Source organism: Vulgatibacter sp. (assembly GCF_041687135.1).
GTDB lineage: Bacteria > Myxococcota > Myxococcia > Myxococcales > Vulgatibacteraceae > JAWLCN01.
Window position 1 is genome coordinate 777,970 of the sequence record NZ_JAWLCN010000002.1, and the last position, 19,090, is coordinate 797,059.

Here is a 19,090-nt window from a genome sequence, read left to right on the forward strand (position 1 = left end):
CGGGTAGGAACGCGCCGGAAGGAAGGGGAGAGGCTCCGTGATCCACATCGACGTGCACCAGGAGAAGGGCGAGCGCTTCAAGGTCCTGAAGACCACCGACCGCACCCAGCTCGCGATGATGACGCTGCCCCCGGGTGGCACCACCAGCAACGAGGAAGGCCACACCGACTCCGACCAGGTGATCTACATGGTCGAGGGGCGGATCGAGCTCACCGTCGGCGACGAGAAGCGCGAGCTGCGCGCCGGTGAAGTGGCGGTGATCCCCGCGGCGACGACCCACAAGCTCCGCGTGATGGGGCGCCGCTCGGCCACCATGCTCAACGTCTATGGCCCGCCGGCCTATCCCGCGGAGAACCGCGAGGAGGCCCGCGCCGCTACCGAGACCCACGCGGGCGGAACGCCCGGGGGCTGGGGCGGCGGAATCGGCGGTGGCGGCGGTGGCGGCGGCTACGGCGGCAGCAACTACTGATCGCTTCCGGTCCCCGGATAGCCACGGTCCGCGCGGCGGGCGAGTCCCCGCCCGCGGCTGCGGCCCGGGGGGCCCCCGCCGCCTTGTTGCCCGAAGCGAGCGACCGCTAGATTCCCCCGCTTTTTGCTGCATCCGCGCGCTCGACGAAGCGCCCGATGCGCACGGGAGGAAGCATGGCGATCGCGAGGGTGACGCTGGCGGCGCTGCTGCTGGGCGCCGCCGCCTGCGCCGGCGAGGATGGGCCCGACGTCCGGATCGATTCCTTCGAGCTCGAGCGGGCGGAGCCGCCCGCCGACGACCGGGGCGGGCTCGTCCAGGTGGGCCCGAAGTCCGCGCTCCACTTCCGCTGGAAGGCGAGCGGCGACGTCCGGCGGATCGAGCTCACCGCCAACGAGAAGACCATCGCGTCCTTCTCCGGCGAGAACCCCGGGGCAGCGAGCGAGCGTTGCGCTTCGACCGAATGCTCCACCTGGAAGATCGGCGAGGTCGATTACCGCCTCGTCGCCTGGGATGGCGCCGGCCGCACCGACTCGAGGAGCTTGCGCCTCCGCGTCGCCGAGCAGGGGCTGCAGATCCTCCGCTTCACCAGCGATCCGGAGAGCATCGATCCGGGCGCCACCGTCACCCTGGCCTGGACCACCGCAGGCGCGGAGCAGGCGCGGGTGAGCGCGACGCCGATCGGCGGTGGGGAGACGCGGCAGCTGGGCACGTTCGCCGATGCAGCCGCGCGTTCCGGCTCCGTGGTCGACAGCGGTCTGTCCGTCTCCACCCTCTACCGCCTCGAGGTGGAGGATGCCGAAGGCAAGACGGCTGCAGCCGAGATCTCCGTGCCGCTGCGGGGCGAGGCGTTCCTCACCTCGATCGCCGCGGATCCGCCGCAGGCTGCGGTGGGTGAACCGGTCACCCTCTCCTGGACGAGCGTGGGGCTGGAGCGCCTCACCATCCTCCGCGACGACGCCGGCGAGACCATCGACGACATCGGCGAGGCGGAGCTCGCTGCAGGGAGCCGCACGGTGCAGATCACCCGCGACACGAGCTTCGCCTTCGTCGGCATCTCGCGGGACGGCGAGGTGATCACCGAACGCTGCGACGACACCGGCTGCGCCGACGCCCGCATCGTCGTGGCGGTCCACCCCGGGCCGGCGGTCCTCTCCTTCACGGCGGACGAGCGCGAGATCGCCAGCGGCGGCAGCACCACGATCCGCTGGGAGGTCACCCAGGCCGACGAGGTGGTGATCACCTGGGCCGGCACCAGCGGCAGCGGCGAGCTGCCCGTGGCCCCGGCGGACGTGTCGGCGCTCGTGCAACCGGCGGACTCCACCCGCTACACCCTGGTCGCCAGCGGGGGCGGCAGGAACGCGAGCAGGCAGCTCCTCCTCGGCGTGCGGCCGGACGTGGCCATCGAAGGGCCCGCTGCGGTGCGGCCCGGCGAATCCTTCGCGATCGGCTGGACCACGAAGGGCGCCACCCAGCTCGAGCTGCGGGTGGACGGAAGCCTCGTGCCCCTGGGCGATGCGCCGATCGCCGCAGGCACGGTGACCCTCGAGGTCGATCCTGCCGCTGCCCCCGGCAGCAGCCTCGACGTGGAGCTCACCGCGCGGGACGACGAAACCCCGCGGCGCGCAGGCGTCGCCAGCCTGCGGGTGGAGGTCCGGCAGTGAATCGGTAGTTCCGAAAGCCCCCGGCTGCGGCGAGACGGTAATCGAGACAGGAAGCCTTTTTCCCAACCGCGGCAGGAGGGCCGGAAAGGCAGGCGAGAGGCAGGAGGGGCGCTGGCCCCGCGGTTGCAATCAGAGAAAGGCGGAAGGTGGGACCCCGGAAGTTGCGGGGTCGTGGCGGCGGCGGCGAGGTCCACGGAAGTGGGGCCCCCGAAGGCCCGGAGCGGCTGGTTGGTGTCGGAGTGGGTTGGTGACGCTTCGGGCCTTCGCGGGGTTGGCTACAGGGAGATGGGCGGCGATGCTCTACGATCCGATCTGCGGCAAGAAGCTCGACCCGAACGACGGCAGCCCGCACACCGAATACAAGCGGCGCAAGTACTACTTCTGCTCGGCGCGCTGCAAAGCGGCGTTCGGCAGGGAGGCGGAGCGCATCCGCCTCCACGAGCTGGCGCGCGTGGGCGCGCTGCTCACCTCCGGCCGCGTGCGTTGGGGCATGGCCTGACGCACGGCCGAAGGCGGAGCGGGATCGCAGCGTGAGCATGGGAGACGGCCCCGCCACCGCGGGGCCGTTCTCTTTTGGCGTTCAACCTGCGGCGCGCAGGTGGCGCAGCTTGAGCTGGAGCCGCCGCTCGCCGCGGTATTCGTCGAAGGCCATGGTGAAGGCGAGATCGACGCTGCCCGCGAGCTCGGGCAGCCGCTCGCCCAGGCCGAAGCCGATGGTGTCGACGAAGGGCGCATCGGGCAGGGTGAGCTTGAGGTGCTTCTCGCCCACCACCCTGCCCCTCGCGTTCACGTGGCGGAGCGAGAAGACCGGCTCGGGGTTGCCGGCGCCGAAGGGCGCGAGCATTTCCAGCGACTCGCAGAAGGCCGGTGCGATCTCCGCGGTGTCGAGCTCCCCGTCGATCCTGCAGCGCGGGACGAGATCCTCGGGTGCGAGGCGCGCGGCGGCGAAGCGCTCGAAGGCTTCGGCGAAGGCGGGGAGCGCGTCGCGCTCGATGGTGACGCCGGCTGCGTGCTTGTGGCCGCCGAAGCGCACCAGGTGCTGCGAGCAGGTCGCGAGCGCGTCGTAGAGATGGAAGGCCTCGATCGAGCGGCCGCTGCCCTTGCCGATCCCCGTCGCGGGATCGACGCCGATCACCACCACCGGCCGGTGGGTCTTCTCGACGATGCGGGAGGCGACGATCCCCACCACGCCCGGGTGCCAGCCCTCGCCCCAGAGGACGAGCCCCTTCGCGTCGGGCCGCGCCCTCGCCATCGCGAGCGCCTCGTCGGAGATGGCCCGCTCGAGCCCCTGCCGCTCGGCGTTGGCTGCGTCGAGCTCGCGGGCCAGCGCGTCGGCCCGGACCGGATCCTCGCAGAGCAGCAGCTCCACCGCCCGGCCCGCGTCGTCGAGGCGGCCGGCGGCGTTGATCCGGGGCCCGAGGCGAAAACCGATCTGCCCGGCGGTGATCGGCCCCTCCACCGGCAGGCCGGCGACGCGCTTGAGGGCGCGCAGGCCGTGGCGCGGCGTGCGGGCCAGCACCTCGAGACCGCTCCGGACGAGGAGGCGGTTGGCGGCGGTGAGGGGCACCACGTCGGCGACGGTGCCCACCGCCACGAGATCGAGGAAGGACTTGAGGTTGGGCTCGCGGCGCCCGCCTGCGAAGAAGCCCCGATCCCGCAGGGCGCGACGGAGCGCCGCGCAGAGCAGGAAGGTGACGCCCACCGCGCAGAGGTGCCGCGTGGGATAGGTGCAGCCGGGCTGCCAGGGGTTGAGGATCGCCGTGGCCCGGGGCAGCTCCGCCGGCGTGGTGTGGTGATCGACCACGACCACCTCGACGCCGAGACGGATCGCCTCGTCGATCTCCGCCACCGCGGTGACCCCGCAATCGAGGGTGACGAGCAGGCGCGTGCCGCGCGCCGCCAGCCTTGCCACCGCGTCGAGGTTGAGGCCGTAGCCTTCGGCGAGGCGGTGGGGCACGTAGTAATCGACGTCGGCGCCGCAGGCCCGGAGGAAGGCGACGAGCAGCGTGGTCGAGGTGACGCCGTCCACGTCGTAGTCGCCGTAGGCGGTGATCCGCTCCCCCGTCTCGAGCGCCCGGACGATCCGCTCCACCGCGGGCTCGATCCCCTTGAGCAGCGCGGGATCGGGCAGGTCCGCCAGCGTCGGCTTCAGGAAGCGGTCCGCGTCCTCGGCGCTCTGCACGCCGCGGCGCCAGAGCACCTGCGCGACGAGCGGATGACACCCGAGCGCCGCCGCAAGCGACGCCGCCCCTTCTGCTTCCGGCTGCAGCTCCCAACGCATCGGCCCATTGTAGACGACCTCCCCCCGTCCCGGGGCACGAAGGTCCGGCCGCAGACGCAACGCCCCCCAGGAACGGCACGAGGCCGGCGGGTCACCCCAGCCGGCCTCGTGCCTCATGCCCTGCCGATCACTCGGCGTGGGCGCGGTTCCGCTTGCCGCCCCGCGGCTTGGGCGGGGTCGGCGGGCTCTCCTGGTCGACCGCGGCGAGGCGCGCCTCCCGGGCCTTCTGCTCCGCCTCGCGGGCCTGGAACCACTTGTCCAGCCAGAGCGCGAAGGGACCCGCGATCCAGATGGTCGAGTAGGTACCGGCGACGAGGCCGACGAGCATCGCTGCGGCGAAGTCCCAGAGGCTGGTGCCGCCGGCGAAGACCAGCAGGCCGAGGAGCGAGAGCGCCGTCACCAGCGAGGTGACGATGGTGCGCGCGAGCACCTCGTTGTTGGCCTGGTTGAGCACGTCGTAGAGCGGCTTGCCGGTCTTGTGGCTCTCGATCTCGCGGACGCGGTCGAAGATCACGATGGTGTCGTTGATCGAGTAGCCGACGATGGTGAGGAGCACGGCGATCGAGGTGAGGTTGAACTCGGCGCCGGTCACCACGTAGTAGCCCATCACGATCGAGAGGTCGTGGAAGAGGGCGATGATGCCGCCGGGCGCGAACTTCGGCTGGAAGCGGAAGGCGATGTAGAGAAGGATCGCGCCCATCGAGAGCAGCACCGCCATGATGCCGCGGTTGCGCAGCTGCTCGCCGACCTGCGGGCCCACGTACTCGACGCGGCGGATCTCGACCTTGTCCTCGCCGAAGGCCTGCTCCAGTGTTCCGCTCACCTTGTCGGCGAGGCCCTGGGTCAGGACCTGGTAGGAGGGCTGGTTGCCGCGGGTGAGGTCGCGGACCGCCTCCTCGCCCTCGCGCAGGGAGACGCCCTCGACGGCTGTCACCGCGGTGCGCAGCGCCGCGAGGGGCACCGGCTTCTCGGTGCGCACGTCGATCCGGTCGCCGACGTTCTCGTCGAAGATGATCGCCTGCACGCCGTAGGGCTGCAGCGCCTGCTCGAGGCCGGAGCGGACCGCCGTGGCCTGCTCGGGCGTGAGGATCGAGATGCGCTCCACGCGGACGAGGAAGCTGTTCTCCTCCTCGGAGCCGAAGCGCTGCACGCTCGCGTCGACGAAGCCCGCCTCCTCGATGCGCTTGCGCACGTCGGTGGCGGAGACCGACTCGTCGAACTTCACCTCGATCTCGGTGCCGCCGGCGAAGTCCACGCCGAGGTTGAGACGGAAGGGGACGAGGATCCAGATGAGCGCGACCAGCACCGTCGAGACGGTGAGTGCCAGCTTGCGCTTGGCCAGGAAGTCGATGTTGGTTCCCGGCTTGACGAATTCCATTCGAGACTCCGAAGCGCGGGCCCTGCCGAAGCGACCCGCGCGTTCAAACCAGGATCAGACCGAGAGCGCCTCGCCCGCGCGGCCACGCACCCGGGCGTCGACGAGGACGCGGGTGACGACGATGGCCGTGAACATCGAGCAGAGCAGGCCGATGATGAGCGTCACCGCGAAGCCGCGGATCGGGCCGGTGCCGTACTGCAGGAGCACGACCGCAGCGATGAGCGTGGTGACGTTGGCGTCGAAGATGGTCCAGAAGGCCTTGCCGTAGCCGTTCTCGACGGCGGCCTTGGCGGTGCGGCCCGCGCGGACCTCCTCGCGGATGCGCTCGTTGATGAGCACGTTGGCGTCCACCGCCATGCCGAGGGTGAGGATGAAGCCGGCGATGCCGGGGAGCGTGAGCGTGGCGCCGAAGACCGCGAGGATCGCGAGGACCAGCACGCCGTTGAGCACCAGCGCCACGTCGGCGATGAGCCCGGCGAGGCGGTAGTAGATCGCCATGAAGAGCACGACGAGGGCGAGGCCGATCACCGCGGCGATGGAGCCCTTGCGGATCAGCTCGGGCCCGAGGGACGCACCCACCGAGCGCTCCTCGAGGATCGAGACGGGCGCGGGGAGCGCGCCGGAGCGGAGCACCAGCGAGAGCTCGTTCGCGTCGGCGAGGAGCTCGTTGTAGCTCTTGTTGCCGCCGAGGGTGATCTGCGCGTTGCCGCCGGCGATGCGCGACTGGATCACCGGGGCCGAGTCGACGGTGTCGTCGAGGACGATGGCGAGGCGCTTGCCGATGTTGTCGCCGGTGATGCGCTCGAAGGCCTGCGCGCCCTCGGTGTCGAAGGTGAGGCCGACGTAGGGCTTGCCGCCGCCGAGGCCCGACTGATCGAGGAGCGGCCGGGCGTCGGTGAGCTTGTCGCCGGTGAGCTCCACCTTCGAGTTGAGCACGTAGGTGCGGTAGACCACCGGCGCGCCGGGGGCGTTGGTGCGGGTCTCGGCCCTGCCGATGGCGAACTCGAGCCCCTCCGGCGCCTTGCCGGCGACGAAGTTGGAGAGGGCCACGCGGTCGGTGGACTGCAGGTAGGTCTGGTAGCCGTCGCTGCCGAGGGTGACGCCCTCCGGCGGCGGCCCGAGGGTCTCGACCAGGTTCGCGCCCTGGTCGTCGGCGACGATCTTGAACTGGAGCTGGGCGGTGCGACCGAGCAGGTCCTTGGCAGCCTCGGGATCCTTGAAGCCCGGCAGCTGCACGAGGATGCCGTCCTCGCCGCGCTTGGCGATGGTGGGCTCGGAGACGCCCCACTTGTCGACGCGGTTGCGGATGGTGCGCAGCGCCTGATCGACCGCGCTCTCCTTGTAGGCAGCGATCGACTGGTCGGTGAACGCCCAGGTGCTCTCGGTGCCGCCCGAGCGCTGGCTCATGTCGTTGAAATACTCGGAAGCAGCTGCCTCGAAGGCATCCGCGCTCGCCTCGTCGGCGAAGGTGATCCGGACCAACTCGTCCTGCGGCTCCGCCTTGATCGACTGGAAGGAGAGCTTCTGCTCCGTCGCCCAGCTGCGCAGCTCGTCCGCCCGGCGGACCACCTTGTCCTGCACGGCCTTCTGCAGGTCGACGCCCATCACGAGGTGGACGCCGCCCTGGAGATCGAGGCCGAGGTTGATGCGCTTCTTCGGCGCCCAGGACGGGAGGGCTGCCTCGAAGGTCGCCGCGTCGTTGCGGGTCTCCTGCGGCAGCGAGAAATAGACGAAGGTCGGAATGAGGAGGTAGACGGCGCCAAGCACCACCGCCAGCACCAACCCCAGCCGCACGTACCAGCTGCGTTCCATGCGTACCTCGCGCGGCCCCCCCGGGCCCCTCGGCTCCGGGCGGAGGTTGCGCATTCGAGTCGATTACTTCTTCGCGGAAACCGCGGTCGAGGCCTCGGCCGCCGTGCCGGGCTGCGGGCCGGCGATCTGGCTCTTGAGCACCCGGATCTTCACGTCGCGTGCGATCTCGAGGGTCACGGCCGGGTCGGCGATGGCGACGATCCGGCCGAAGATGCCGGACTGGGTCACCACCTCGTCCCCCGCCTTCAGCGAGTCGATGTAGGTGCGGTGCTGCTTCGCCTGCTTCTGCTGGGGGCGGATCATCAGGAAGTAGATCACGCCGAACATCAGCAGGATCGGCAGCATGGAGATGAGGCCACCGGCGGCGCCGCCTTCGGGTGCCGCCTGTGCGATGAGGCCACCCAGAATCTGCTCGATCACGTCTGCTCCGTTCCCGTCAAGGGTTGGATCACCCACGAAGGCCCGGCGTTATACGCGAGTCAACTGGACCCCACAAGGCATGTGGAGCCCGATATCACTGCGTGTTTTCGCGGGGTGTGGGGGCTTTCGACGCGCTGAACAGCCGATTCTTCCGCCCCATGCCGCCAGCGCAAAAAAAGGGCCGAGACGCACGGAGCGCTCGGCCCTTCCCCTCTCCCGGCGGCAGACGTTTCGGTCCGCCACCAGCCGCGGATGGAGCAAGCGGCGGGCCATGGGCCCTGCTCCGCCAAGTCCGCGAAATCAGGTGCCGTGGCCCTGTCGCCTCCCTCGGAAAGGAGGCGGGACCCCGACATTTCTGTCCTACCGGCGCTCGAAGAACGGATTCTGCCGGAGGATCGTCTCCTGGCGGTCTGCGCCCACGCTCACCGCGGTGACGGGCACCTGCGAGAGCTGCTCGATCCGCTCCACGTAGGCCCGCGCCGTGGGCGGCAGCTCCTCGTAGCGGCGGCAATTGGCCAGCGAGTCGTCCCAGCCCGGAAGCGTCTCGTAGATCGGCTTGGCCCGGTTGAGCATCTCGGCGTCGCAGGGGAACTCCTCCACCCGCTCGCCGTCGATCTCGTAGGCCACCGCGATTTTCAGCTCCTCGAAGCCGGTGAGCACGTCCATCTTGGTGAGCGCCAGGCCCCAGAGCCCGTTCACCCGGGCGGCGTAGCGGAGCACCACCATGTCGAGCCAGCCGCAGCGGCGGGGACGGCCGGTGGTGGCCCCGAACTCGGAGCCAGCAGCGCGGAGGCGCTCGCCCATCTCGTCGGTGAGCTCGGTCGGGAAGGGACCGGAGCCCACCCGCGTGGTGTAGGCCTTGGTGATGCCCACCACCGCGTCGATGAGGGAGGGACCGACGCCGCTGCCCACCGCGGCGTTGCCGGCGACGGTGTTGGACGAGGTCACGAAGGGATAGGTGCCGTGATCCACGTCGAGGAGCGTGCCCTGCGCGCCCTCGAAGAGGATGTGGGCGCCCTCGCGGGCCCGCTGCGACAGGTAGAGCGAGGCGTCCTTCACGTAGCGCTTCAGCCGCTCGCCCGCCTTGCCGTAGGCCGAGACGATCTCGTCCACGGTGAAGGCCTCGCCGCCCAGCCGCTCGATCTCCGCGTTGGCAGCGGGAAGCGCCCGCTCCACCGCCTTGCGCAGCTTCTCGATTCGGACGAGGTCGTAGACGCGCACGCCGCGGCGCGCGACCTTGTCCTCGTAGGTGGGGCCGATGCCACGGCCGGTGGTGCCGATCTTGGCGGCGCCCATGGCGCCCTCGCGGAGCAGATCGATCCGCTTGTGCCACGGCATGATCACGTGGGCTGCCTCGGCGATCACCAGCTGCGTGTCGTCCTGGAGGAAGCCGCTCGTCTTCAGGCCGTCGATCTCGTGGCAGAGGACCTCGGGGTCGACGACCACGCCGTTGCCGATCACGCAGACCTTGCCCGCGTGGAGCATGCCCGACGGGATCAGGTGCAGCACCGTCTTCTTGCCGCCCACCACGAGCGTGTGGCCGGCGTTGTTGCCGCCCTGGTAGCGAACCACCACCGATGCATGCTCGGTGAAGAGGTCGACGACCTTTCCCTTACCCTCGTCGCCCCACTGGGCGCCGACCACTACGACGTTCGGCATGAATCGGCTCCGTCAAAAAGGCGGCGGACCATAACACGATTGGTCATGGCTGCCAGCGATCCATGAGGTCGGCGAGGACTTCCACCGACTCCCGCGGCATCGCGTTGTAGATCGAGGCCCGCAGCCCACCGACGAGGCGGTGGCCCTTGAGGCCGATGCAGCCCGCGCGCTCCGCATCCTGCAGGAAGCGCTTCTCCAGCTCGGGAGTGGGCAGGGTGAAGGTGACGTTCATCAGGGAGCGGCTCTGCTTCTCCGCGTGGCCCCGGAAGAGATCGGAGCGCCGGTCGATGACGTCGTAGAGGAGCCTGGCCTTCTCCGCGTTCCTGCGGCCCATCGCCTCGAGGCCGCCCAGGCCCTCGATCCAGTCGAAGACCAGCGCGCAGACCCAGATCCCGAAGGTGGAGGGCGTGTTGTAGAGCGAGTCCGCCTCGGCATGGACCTGGTAGCGCAGCATCGTCGGCGTGGTCGCCGGGCCGCGGAAGGTGCGAAGCACGTCCCGCCTGCCCACCACGATGGTGACGCCCGAGGGGCCCGCGTTCTTCTGGGCGCCGGCGTAGACCAGCGAGAAGCGCGTGGGGTCGTGGGGCGAAGCGAGGAAGTCGCTCGACATGTCGCAGACGAGCGGCGCGTCGGTCTCCGGCACGTGTTTGAAGTGGGTGCCGAAGATGGTGTTGTTGCTCGTGTAGTGGAGGTAGGGGGCGCCCGCGGGCACCTCGAGCCTCTCACCCGGCGCAGGTACCCGGCGAAATCCGCCGGCCTCGTCGCTCCAGATCACCTGCGGCGCGCAGCCGGTGATCTGCGCCTCCTTGATCGCCTTCTGGCTCCAGACGCCGGTGTTCACGTAGGCGCCGCCGGCGCCGAGGTTCAGGGGCACCATCGCGAATTGGAGCGAGGCCCCGCCCTGGAGGAATAGGATCTCGTAGGCGTCCGGCAGGGAGAGAAGGCGGCGCAGCGTTCCCTTCGCCCGATCCACGATCGCCTCGAAGGGAGGCGAGCGGTGGCTCATCTCCAGCACCGAGAGGCCGAGGCCCTGGTGGTCGACGAGGTTCGCCTTCACCTCCTCGAGCACGGGCAGGGGCAGGATCGACGGACCGGCGTTGAAGTTGTGCAGCCGCACGGATGGGCCTCCTGGCGAAAGAGGCATCAGCTAGTCCCGACGGCCCCGCGCGTCAAGGATCGCGGGGCCCGAGGCCCCATGGGTCCCGCAGGCCGAGGATCGCCCGGGCCTCGTCCGGCGTGCAGGGCTCGCGCCCCACGTCCCGGGCCATGCGCACCGCCTTCTCCACCAGCTCGCCGTTGGAGCGGGCCATCTGCTTGCCCGCAGCGTCGAGGTAGAAGTTGTCCTCGAGCCCCACCCGGATGTTGCCGCCCAGGGTGAGCGCCGCGGCGATCATCCGCCACTGGCCCTTCGAGATCCCGATCACCTCCCAATGCGAGCCGCTCGGGATCGAGTCGCGCATCCGCATCAGGTTCTCGGGGGAGGCGTCGATGCCGCCGAGCACGCCGACGATGAAGCTGAACTGCAGCGGCGGCACGAGCAGCCCCATGTCGAGCAGGGGCGCTGCCGAAGTGACGTGGCCGAGATCGAAGCATTCCATCTCGGGCTTCACGTTCGCCTCCTTCATGGCGGCGAGGTAGGCCGTGATGTCGGAGAAGGGGTTGGCGAAGATCAGCTCGAAGACGAAGTCCTTCCGCTTCGGCGAGTACTTCGCGTAGTTCATCGAGCCCATGTTGAGGGCGCCCATCTCCGGCTTCACCTGCCGGATGTGGTCGACCCGCTCGGTCATCGGGCCCATGCCGCCGGTGGAGAAATTCACCACCACCGGGCAGCGGCGGTTCACCTCCTCCTTGATCCGGCGGAAGACGTCCACCGACCAGGAGGGCGAGCCGTCGTCCTCGCGGGCGTGGATGTGGACCACCGCGGCGCCGGCCTCGTACGCCCGGCGCGCCTCCTCGGCGATCTCCTCCGGCGTATAGGGAACCGCCGGGCACTGGTCGCGGTTGGCGAGCGCGCCGGTCAGCGCGCAGGTCACGATCACCTTCTCCATCAGCGGCCCCTCCATTCCGGCTTGCGCTTCTCGAAGAAGGCGGCGACGCCCTCCATCGCATCGTCGAGCTGCAGGTGGAGCGAGAGCTGCCCGGCGAGATGCTCGATCGCCTGCTGCAGCCCCGCGTCCTCGGTGGCGTAGAAGGCGCGCTTGCCCAGGGCGAGGACCGCCGGGCTCTTCGCTGCGAGCTCCTCCGCCAGCGCCTGCGCCGCGCCTTCCAGCTCGCTGCGGGGGACGATGCGGTTCACGAGCCCGAGCCGGAGCGCCTCGGCGGCGACGATGCGCCTGCCGGTGAGCGCGAGCTCCAGCGCCTGCTTGCGGCCGAGGTGGCGCACCAGCAGCGCCAGCACCTGGTAGGGAAAGAGGCCGAGGTTCACCTCGGTGAGGCCGAGCTCGGCCTCCTCCGCTGCGACGGCGAGGTCCGCGGCGAGGACGAGGCCCATGCCGCCGGCGAGGGCGTGGCCGTTCACCGCGGCGACGACGGGCAGGGGCGAGGCGGCGAAGCGCTGCAGGAGGAGGCCGTAGGCGCGGCGCTGGTCGTGGACCGCGAGGAAGCCCGCATCCCCATCGGGCGGCGCCAGGGCGCCACCTGCGGAGAAGGCCCGCTCCCCTGCCCCGGTGAGAACCACCGCGCGGATCGCCCCGTCGCGCTCCGCCCGGAGGAGCGCGTCACCGATCCCCGCGAGGACCTCCGGCGTGAGGGCGTTGCGGGTGGCAGCCCGGTTGATGGTGATCCAGAGCGCTGCGCCCCGCCGCGCTGTGACGACTGCCTCGTCCATCGTTTCCCCCCGGCGCGCTGCTTCAGCTCCCCACCCCGCCGACGAAGATCTCGACGGCGGTGCTTCTCGCCCGCGCCACGTCGGCATCGCTCTCGGGATCGAGCTGGCCGAGCACGAAGGCGGTGAGGAGGATCTCCACCGCACCGAAGAGGATGCAGGCGGCGAGGTAGGAATCGATCCCGGCGCGGACCTCGCCCCGGGCCCTGGCGCGCTCGATCAAATCCCCGGTGAGGCCGATGGCGTCCTCGAAGGCGGTGCGCTTGGCGCTGTCCCGGAAGGCCGGGGTTCGGGCTACCTCGAGGATGAGCACGCGCATCGACCGCGGGTCGTGGCGGTAGGCCTCGAAGGCGAAGTCGACGATGGCGCCGACCTTCTCGCGGAGCGGCACCTCGGCAGCGGTGAGCTCGGCGAGGCGGGAGGAGAAGCGCTTCCAGCCCTCGGCGAAGACCGAGTGGAGCAGCTCCTCCTTGTTGCGGAAGTAGTGGTAGACGAGGCCGTAGGCGACCCCGGCCTCCTGGGCCACGTCGGCGATGCGGCAGCCGTGGTAGCCCTTCTCGGCGAAGACGACCACCGCCGCGCGAAGGATCGCGCGGCGGCGGTCTGCTGCTGCTGTGTCGATCGCCTCGCCCACGCGCCCCCCGCTTCGTCCATCGGCCGGTTGACCGATTGGCGAATCAACGAGTCCTACGAGGCTACGGCGGTGCCCGGAGTGGGTCAAGCCAGGGGTCAGTCCTTGTCGTCCCCCACGGCGCGGGCGCTGGGCAGCGGGCCCCCCTCGAGGTTGTCCCCCCGGCGGTAGATGCCGTCGGCCGCCCGGCTCCTGTCGGTCTTGTCGATGGCCACACCCTGCGGACCTGCCACGGTATCGGGGCGAAACAGCGCTTCGACGGGTACTTCGAGGCCGAGTGCCAGCCTTTCGAGGGTCTCCAGATGGGGCGAGCGCTCTCCGCGCTCGATCATCGAGAGAAAGGAAACCGAGATTTCGGCACGCTCGGCGAGTCGTTCCTGGGTCATGCCGGCCTGCGTTCGCAGCTGGCGGACCCTTTTTCCGACCGAGCTCACGATGTTGCTCACGGTGGGCTTCCGTTTCCCCCCGGGGCCGGGTTTCCCGGAGACAGCAGTGGATTGGTCGGCCCCGTCTACAGGCACCGACATTCGTAACCAAGCGACCCAGAGTGAAAACACTCCAAGGAGCGAGGGCAATCCATGTGACCTGGTGTAGGCGGACTGTGAGTGTCAGCCGCTTGTTAGAGCTCCAAAAGCGCACCGAGGTTCAGGGAGAAGCCGACGTCGGGCCAGACCTCGCCCCGGCGCAGGGCGAAGCGGAGCTCGCCTCCCCAGCAATCACACGGCGAGACATAGGCGATGGCCGCCCGCTGCTCGAGGATGGGATCGGAGGGGAGCGTGGTGAGGAGCAGCACGTCGTAGCGGAGGGCGAGGCCGGGGGTGGGCACCACCGTGGCGCCGGCGCCGATCTGCTCGAGGAGCTGGACGAACCCGGGATCGACGAGGCGGGTGGAGAGCAGCTCGCCATCCACGAAGCCGGGGCTGAAGAGCTCGTCGGGCCCTGCGAGCAGCCGGGCGGACCCCCCGGCTGCGAGCTTGCGGTAGCCGGCGCGGAGCTGGTGCCCCTGCCTGGCGGTGACCGAGGCGCTGGCGGCAACCTCGGAGAGCGTCTCCTGCTCCCGGTCCCAGCGCAGGTGGCCGTCGAGCCGGACGGGGGTGATGCCGACCTCCGCCCGCACGAAGGTGGCGGCGGCCTTCGCCTCCGGCCCCACGAGGAAATCCTCGCCGACCTCCGCCTCGAGCGTGTTGACGGCGCCCCCTGCCGCTGCCCGATCGATGCGGGTGCCCAGCGCGAGGCGGGCCTGGCCGAAGGACCGCAGGGGCCGGACGTCCAGCTCGTCGTAGGGGCGCGGCGGCGCCACCTCGTCGGCGCCGGGGAAGAGCCCGCGCAGCTGCAGCCGGGGGATCCAGGCGTGACGCAGGGTCCCGCCGGCGAAGCTCCTCGCCAGCTGGGTGTGGGCGTCGAGGCCGAGGACGCCGTAGCCCACGTTGCCATCCTCCCCCGCGTCGTAGAGGTAGATCTGCTCGCGCCAGCCGGCGAAAGGGGTCATGGAGAGGAAGCGCCCGGCCACGATCGGCAGCGTGAGCGTGGGTCGGAGGGCGAAGCGGGTGGCGGCGGGCCGCTCCCCGGCGTCGAGGATGCCGTCGTTCTCGCCGGCGTCGGGGCCCGGATAATCCGAATCGCCGGGGCCGAGACCGTCGAGGCCCTCGTCGCCGAAGCCGGTGCTGGTCAGGGGCGCGAAGCGCGCGGCGCCGGCGTGGAGCGAGAAGCCCGCGCCGCCGGGAAGCTCGAGCCGGGCCACGTCGGCGGCGAAGGCGGGAAGGCGCGCGAAGGTGTTGCGCCTGCCGCTGCCCCAGAGGTCGCTCGACTCGAGGAAGCCCGCAGGGATCAGCCCCGCGTCCACGCGCTCCCGCTCGAAGGGAAGCCGGAGATCCTGCAGGTAGGTGCCGTCCGCCTCGAGGAGAAGCGGGCCCTGCCGCCAGGCGAACCACGCCGAGGAGGTGAGGACGCCGTTGTTGCGCAGCACCACCTCGTCGGTGAAGTCGCGGATCCAGAAGCGATCGGAGGCGAGCGCGAGATCGATCCGATCGGCGAAGCCGCCCGGCCATACGTCGGCGTGCTCGAGTTGTGTGAACCAGCGGTGGGGGCCGTCGACCGGGAAGCTCAGATCCGGATCGTCGGGCCTGGTGCCGGGCACGAGGCTGCCGCGGGTCGGCAGCCGGTAGGAGAGATCGTAGGCCCACGCGCCGAAGAGGCGACCGTAGGTGCCGGGGCGCGGGGCGTAGCGGAATTCGGCGCCGAGGCGCGGCCCCCGGAAGGCGCGGTCGATCGGATAGCCGTCCGTGTCCGGCGGCGGCCGCAGCGCCTCGACCGATGGGCCGAGGTTGTCGGCGCCGCGATCGTCGGTGCTGCCGAAGAAATAGCCGGGGACGAGGGTGGCGTCGTAGGAGCGACCGAGGACGAGGAAGAGCGGCTGCTCGTAGGAGAAGCCGCGCCTGCTGAAGACCGAGACCTCCGGTGCGAGCAGGCCGGTCTTCCGATCCTCCCGCGTCGTCGGCAGCGAGAAGAAGGGCAAGGCGGCGATGGGGATGCCGCCCCTGGCGTAGAGCACCGGCCAGGTGAGGCGCAGACGATCGTCGTCGCCGATCGAGGCGCTCGAGGCGCCGATGGTCCAGCTGGGCGGATCGTCGCCGCAATCGCAGGTGGTGACCGTGGGCCGGGTCGCCACCCAGGTGCCGTCCGGCTGTCGGCTCACCTCCTCGGCGGCGATGGAGAGCTGGTTCCTGCCGAGGAGCCCGAGCTCCGCTGCGGAGGCGGCGAAGGCGGTCTCGGGATCGAGCGGCTGCCTCTTGTCCCAGAGGCCGACCTCTTCGAGGAGGCCTGCGCCGGTGGCGAGATCGACGAAGCCCCGCTCCGCGCGGGCGACGTAGGCGCCGTCGACGAGGGTGAGGCCGCCGTCGAGACGGGCGGTGCCGGCCTCGCTGTCGTAGACGATCCGCTCGGCGGCGATCCGGATGGTGCCGGCGGTGAGGCGCACCCGCCCCTCGGCCCGGACGATGCCGCCCTCCTCCCAGGTGAGGCGCTCGGCGTCGATGGTGACCTGCTCCTGCGGATCGAGCCCCTGCAGCGCGGGCTGGGCTGCGGACGGGGCCGCCGCGAGGAGGGCGACCAGGAGGAGGAGCAGGCGGACGGCAGGCACGGCGCGCATGGAACCAGAGCCGCGCCGCTGCCGCCAGCGTTTGTGTGCGGCGCTACCGCTGGAACTCGATCACGAGCTCCTCGCCTGCGGTGCGGAGGGCGTACGCCGGCGCGCTGGAGCGCAGCGCGATCTCCACCCGCACCTGGTCGCTGGCGGTGTCCTCGACCGGCCGGATCAGGCCGACGGGCGTGCCGAAAAAGGAGGCGTCGATGGCGCGGCGGTTGTTGGCGACGGGGATGCGGGCGCGGTCCAGCACGATCACCAGCTGGCGTTCCGTCTCCTCGACGCGGAAGGCGGGAGCGGCGGCGGTGCGCAGCACCACGCGGGCGCCGGCGGCGGTGGGCTTGAAGCCGAGGTAGGTGAGTTCCTGCCGCCGGGTCGCGGCAGCTGCGGCGACGGGGGCGGGGCGGGCCGCCGCGGCGCGGGCTGCGGCGAGGCGCGCCGCTTCGGCTGCACGTTCGCGGGCCGCTGCTGCTTCGGCGCGGGTACGGGCTTCGGCCTCGATGCGGGCGAGGCGCTCGGTCTCCGCGCGGGCGCGTTCGTCGGCGGCGAGCCTTGCGAGGCGTTCGGCTTCGGCCTTCTTCTCCGCCTCGATGCGGGCGAGCTCGGCCTCCGCCTTCCGCTCCGCCTCGATGCGCGCGAGTCGCTCGGCTTCCGCCTTCCGCTCCGCCTCGATGCGAGCGAGTCGCTCGGCTTCCGCCTGCGCCCTCCGCTCCGCCTCGATCCGAGCGAGCCGATCGGCCTCCACCTTCTTCTCGGCCTCGATGCGCGCCAGTCGCTCGGCTTCCGCCTCTGCCTTCCGCTCCGCCTTCTTCTCGGCCTCGATGCGCGCCAGCCGCTCGGCTTCCGCCTTTGCCTTCCGCTCCGCCTCGATCCGTGCGAGCCGATCGGCCTCGGCCTCCGCCTTCTGCGCCACCGCAGCGGCGAGCACCTCGGCAGCGCCGTCGCCCTGCCTTGCCGGCGCCCCCGCGTCGAGATCCGCGAGGATCCCCGCCAGCGCCGGATCCCCCGCGGCCAGCCCCCGCTCCACCTCGACCCGCAGCACGTTGCCGCTGGCAGCGAGCTGCGCCTCGGCCCCCGGCGCCAGCTCCAGCGTCACCCGCGCCGCGCCCGCGCTCCCCTCGCCGTGCACCCGGAGCACCGGCCCCGCCGCGCCGGCGGGCACCTGCCCCACCCACGTCGCGCCGGCGAAATCGATCACCAGCCGCCCGTGCTTCGACGACGTGGTGAAGCTGGGCGGCCGCGATCCGACCACCTCCACCACCGTGCTCTCGCCGCCGTCCGCGGGCAGCACCCGCACCTCGACGAGGCGGTTCGCCGCCGGGGCGGCGGCGGCAACGGAAGGAAGAGTCGCAGCGATCAGCGCGGAAACAATCAGGCGTTTCACGCTGCGACCGTACCACGCACCTCGCCGCGCCACAGGAGTCGCCGGCCTGCACGGCGCCCGCCTGCTCCCCCGCCCTGTGGACTGCCGTCAGCGCCGCGCCGGCCCGTCGCCCTCGATCCGCGGCAGCGACGGCCGCCGCCTGCGGTGCATCGCCGCGTAGTCGATCAGGTTCTTGATGTCGTAGCAGATCTGCCTGGCGTCGTGCCCCATGGTGAGCTCGACGTGGCTGTTGCCCTTCACCGGCCGCCAGAGCAGGTACTCCGACTGCGCCGCGTGGTAGATGCCCGCCGTGCTCCGCACCGAGGCGAGCCGGTCCATGTCGCCGAAGATGATCGCCATCGGCACCTGGATGCGGCCGAAGTTGCGTCGGAAGTCGTAGCCGCTCCGGTAGCAGACCAGCTCGCTCCGCCGGATCCACTTCGCGAATTGCTCGAGCACCCCGCGCGGCTCCCGCTCGCCGCCCTCGCGCAGGAGCCAGCGCACGTCCTCGTGGGTCACCCGCGACGGATTGGTCAGCAGGTTGAGCACGTAGGGCGCGATCCGCTCGTAGCGCGCGAGGTTCTCCGGGGTGAGCCAGCCGCCGATGAAGCGGAGGAATTCGTCCATCGGGACGAAGCGGTAGCTGATCGATCCGGGCGGAATTGCCGCAGGCGCCACCCGCTCCGCCCAGCGCCCCAGCCGCAACGCCCGGAGCGAGGCCCCCGCTCCCTTGCCGAGGAGGTGCCGGGTCCGCCGCTCGAGGTTGAAGGCGGTGAGCGCCGCGTCGAGCAATTGCCCCAGCGCAGGCTCCGCCATCGCCAACAGGCGCAGGGCGAAGAAGCCACGCCCCAGCTCCGACGGCGCGCCGATGGTGATCAGCCCCTCGAAATCGTCGCAGAGCCCGGCATAGCCGTAGCCGAGCATGCCGCCCATCGAATGGCCGCAATAGAAGATGCGTTCGCGGCCGCTCGCCTCCTTCACCCCCTCCACCACCGCCGGCAGGTCGTAGAGGAAGTAGGAGTCGATGTCCCAGGCGTATTCGAGATCGTCGGGCAGGCGGCTGCCCGTTTCCGCCGCATGCCGCCGCTGCGCCTCCACCGAGCTGAGGCCGTGGCCGCGCAGCTCCGCGATGTGGATGTCGGCGCCGAAGAAGAGCAGGTTCTTGACGAACTGGCCGCTGGTCCAGGCGTGGCGGTTCTGAGAGAAGCCGTGCACCAGCAGGAGCGGCTCCCCGAAGATCGGCTGGTGGAACGATTGGGGCACCGGGCGGTAGCGGGTGATCACCAGCCGCCATCCGTCGGCGGTGGTCACCTCGTACAACTCCTTCCGGTAGAGCGACTTGAAGTCGACCTCGTCGACCGTCGGCTCTTCTTCGCGCAGCAGCCTCTCCATCGGTTCCAGCACGGTCAGTCCCTGCGCCAATCTGGCCATCTTCGCCGCGGGTGGCCTG

16 protein-coding genes are annotated in these 19,090 nt (G+C 71.0%); 3 read left to right on the forward strand and 13 right to left on the reverse strand.

The features are described from left to right. The first annotated feature begins 37 nt into the window (after positions 1–37). From ACESMR_RS07215 to ACESMR_RS07225, 3 genes are all read left to right on the forward strand, one after another. Entirely contained in the window at positions 38–469 is a 432-nt protein-coding gene (locus ACESMR_RS07215; protein WP_373046339.1) for a cupin domain-containing protein, read from the forward strand. Positions 470–642: 173 nt separating this feature from the next. Beyond that, on the forward strand, positions 643–2,130 hold the full coding sequence (locus ACESMR_RS07220) for a hypothetical protein (protein WP_373046341.1): 1,488 nt from the start codon (positions 643–645) through the stop codon (positions 2,128–2,130). 295 nt (positions 2,131–2,425) lie between these two features. Then, on the forward strand, positions 2,426–2,629 hold the full coding sequence (locus ACESMR_RS07225) for a YHS domain-containing protein (RefSeq protein ID WP_373046342.1): 204 nt from the start codon (positions 2,426–2,428) through the stop codon (positions 2,627–2,629). 81 nt (positions 2,630–2,710) lie between these two features. Here the strand turns inward: ACESMR_RS07225 and recJ are convergent, their stop codons facing one another. From recJ to ACESMR_RS07290, 13 genes are all read right to left on the reverse strand, one after another. Further along, positions 2,711–4,411, reverse strand: coding sequence for a single-stranded-DNA-specific exonuclease RecJ (recJ, locus tag ACESMR_RS07230; RefSeq protein ID WP_373046344.1), 1,701 nt, complete (start codon positions 4,409–4,411; stop codon positions 2,711–2,713). A gap of 127 nt (positions 4,412–4,538) precedes the next feature. Next, complete coding sequence (secF, locus tag ACESMR_RS07235) at positions 4,539–5,789, reverse strand: protein translocase subunit SecF (RefSeq protein ID WP_373046346.1); 1,251 nt, start codon at positions 5,787–5,789, stop codon at positions 4,539–4,541. Positions 5,790–5,843: 54 nt separating this feature from the next. Next, on the reverse strand, positions 5,844–7,601 hold the full coding sequence (gene secD, locus ACESMR_RS07240; RefSeq protein ID WP_373046347.1) for a protein translocase subunit SecD: 1,758 nt from the start codon (positions 7,599–7,601) through the stop codon (positions 5,844–5,846). A 63-nt stretch (positions 7,602–7,664) separates the two neighbouring features. Beyond that, positions 7,665–8,021, reverse strand: coding sequence for a preprotein translocase subunit YajC (gene yajC / locus ACESMR_RS07245; RefSeq protein ID WP_373046349.1), 357 nt, complete (start codon positions 8,019–8,021; stop codon positions 7,665–7,667). 360 nt (positions 8,022–8,381) lie between these two features. Further along, complete coding sequence (locus ACESMR_RS07250) at positions 8,382–9,680, reverse strand: adenylosuccinate synthase (protein ID WP_373046351.1); 1,299 nt, start codon at positions 9,678–9,680, stop codon at positions 8,382–8,384. 43 nt (positions 9,681–9,723) lie between these two features. After that, positions 9,724–10,797, reverse strand: a complete 1,074-nt coding sequence (gene serC, locus ACESMR_RS07255; protein ID WP_373046353.1) for a 3-phosphoserine/phosphohydroxythreonine transaminase — start codon at positions 10,795–10,797, stop codon at positions 9,724–9,726. Between the two features lie 52 nt (positions 10,798–10,849). Then, a complete protein-coding gene (locus tag ACESMR_RS07260) occupies positions 10,850–11,728 on the reverse strand; it encodes a 3-keto-5-aminohexanoate cleavage protein (RefSeq protein ID WP_373046354.1) in 879 nt (292 codons plus the stop codon). Further along, positions 11,728–12,507, reverse strand: a complete 780-nt coding sequence (locus ACESMR_RS07265) for an enoyl-CoA hydratase-related protein (RefSeq protein ID WP_373046355.1) — start codon at positions 12,505–12,507, stop codon at positions 11,728–11,730. The genes ACESMR_RS07260 and ACESMR_RS07265 overlap by 1 nt, the downstream gene beginning before the upstream one ends. 22 nt (positions 12,508–12,529) lie before the next feature. Then, on the reverse strand, positions 12,530–13,138 hold the full coding sequence (locus ACESMR_RS07270; protein ID WP_373046357.1) for a TetR/AcrR family transcriptional regulator: 609 nt from the start codon (positions 13,136–13,138) through the stop codon (positions 12,530–12,532). A gap of 95 nt (positions 13,139–13,233) precedes the next feature. Beyond that, a complete protein-coding gene (locus ACESMR_RS07275; RefSeq protein ID WP_373046358.1) occupies positions 13,234–13,581 on the reverse strand; it encodes a helix-turn-helix domain-containing protein in 348 nt (115 codons plus the stop codon). A 173-nt stretch (positions 13,582–13,754) separates the two neighbouring features. After that, positions 13,755–16,283, reverse strand: a complete 2,529-nt coding sequence (locus ACESMR_RS07280; protein WP_373046359.1) for an LPS-assembly protein LptD — start codon at positions 16,281–16,283, stop codon at positions 13,755–13,757. Positions 16,284–16,326: 43 nt separating this feature from the next. After that, positions 16,327–17,661: an AMIN domain-containing protein gene (locus ACESMR_RS07285; RefSeq protein ID WP_373046360.1), complete on the reverse strand. Its 1,335-nt coding sequence runs from the start codon at positions 17,659–17,661 to the stop codon at positions 16,327–16,329. Positions 17,662–17,748: 87 nt separating this feature from the next. Next, positions 17,749–19,062, reverse strand: coding sequence for an alpha/beta hydrolase (locus ACESMR_RS07290; RefSeq protein WP_373046362.1), 1,314 nt, complete (start codon positions 19,060–19,062; stop codon positions 17,749–17,751). Positions 19,063–19,090 lie beyond the last annotated feature (28 nt).

Bases quoted from the DNA above. Each gene is read 5' to 3' on its own strand.
- ACESMR_RS07220 (WP_373046341.1), top strand. From the start codon at position 643: ATGGCGATCGCGAGGGTGACGCTGGCGGCGCTGCTGCTGGGCGCCGCC.
- ACESMR_RS07225 (WP_373046342.1), top strand. From the start codon at position 2,426: ATGCTCTACGATCCGATCTGCGGCAAGAAGCTCGACCCGAACGACGGC.
- recJ (WP_373046344.1), bottom strand. From the start codon at position 4,411: ATGCGTTGGGAGCTGCAGCCGGAAGCAGAAGGGGCGGCGTCGCTTGCG.
- secF (WP_373046346.1), bottom strand. From the start codon at position 5,789: ATGGAATTCGTCAAGCCGGGAACCAACATCGACTTCCTGGCCAAGCGC.
- secD (WP_373046347.1), bottom strand. From the start codon at position 7,601: ATGGAACGCAGCTGGTACGTGCGGCTGGGGTTGGTGCTGGCGGTGGTG.
- ACESMR_RS07250 (WP_373046351.1), bottom strand. From the start codon at position 9,680: ATGCCGAACGTCGTAGTGGTCGGCGCCCAGTGGGGCGACGAGGGTAAG.
- ACESMR_RS07260 (WP_373046354.1), bottom strand. From the start codon at position 11,728: ATGGAGAAGGTGATCGTGACCTGCGCGCTGACCGGCGCGCTCGCCAAC.
- ACESMR_RS07265 (WP_373046355.1), bottom strand. From the start codon at position 12,507: ATGGACGAGGCAGTCGTCACAGCGCGGCGGGGCGCAGCGCTCTGGATC.
- ACESMR_RS07280 (WP_373046359.1), bottom strand. From the start codon at position 16,283: ATGCGCGCCGTGCCTGCCGTCCGCCTGCTCCTCCTCCTGGTCGCCCTC.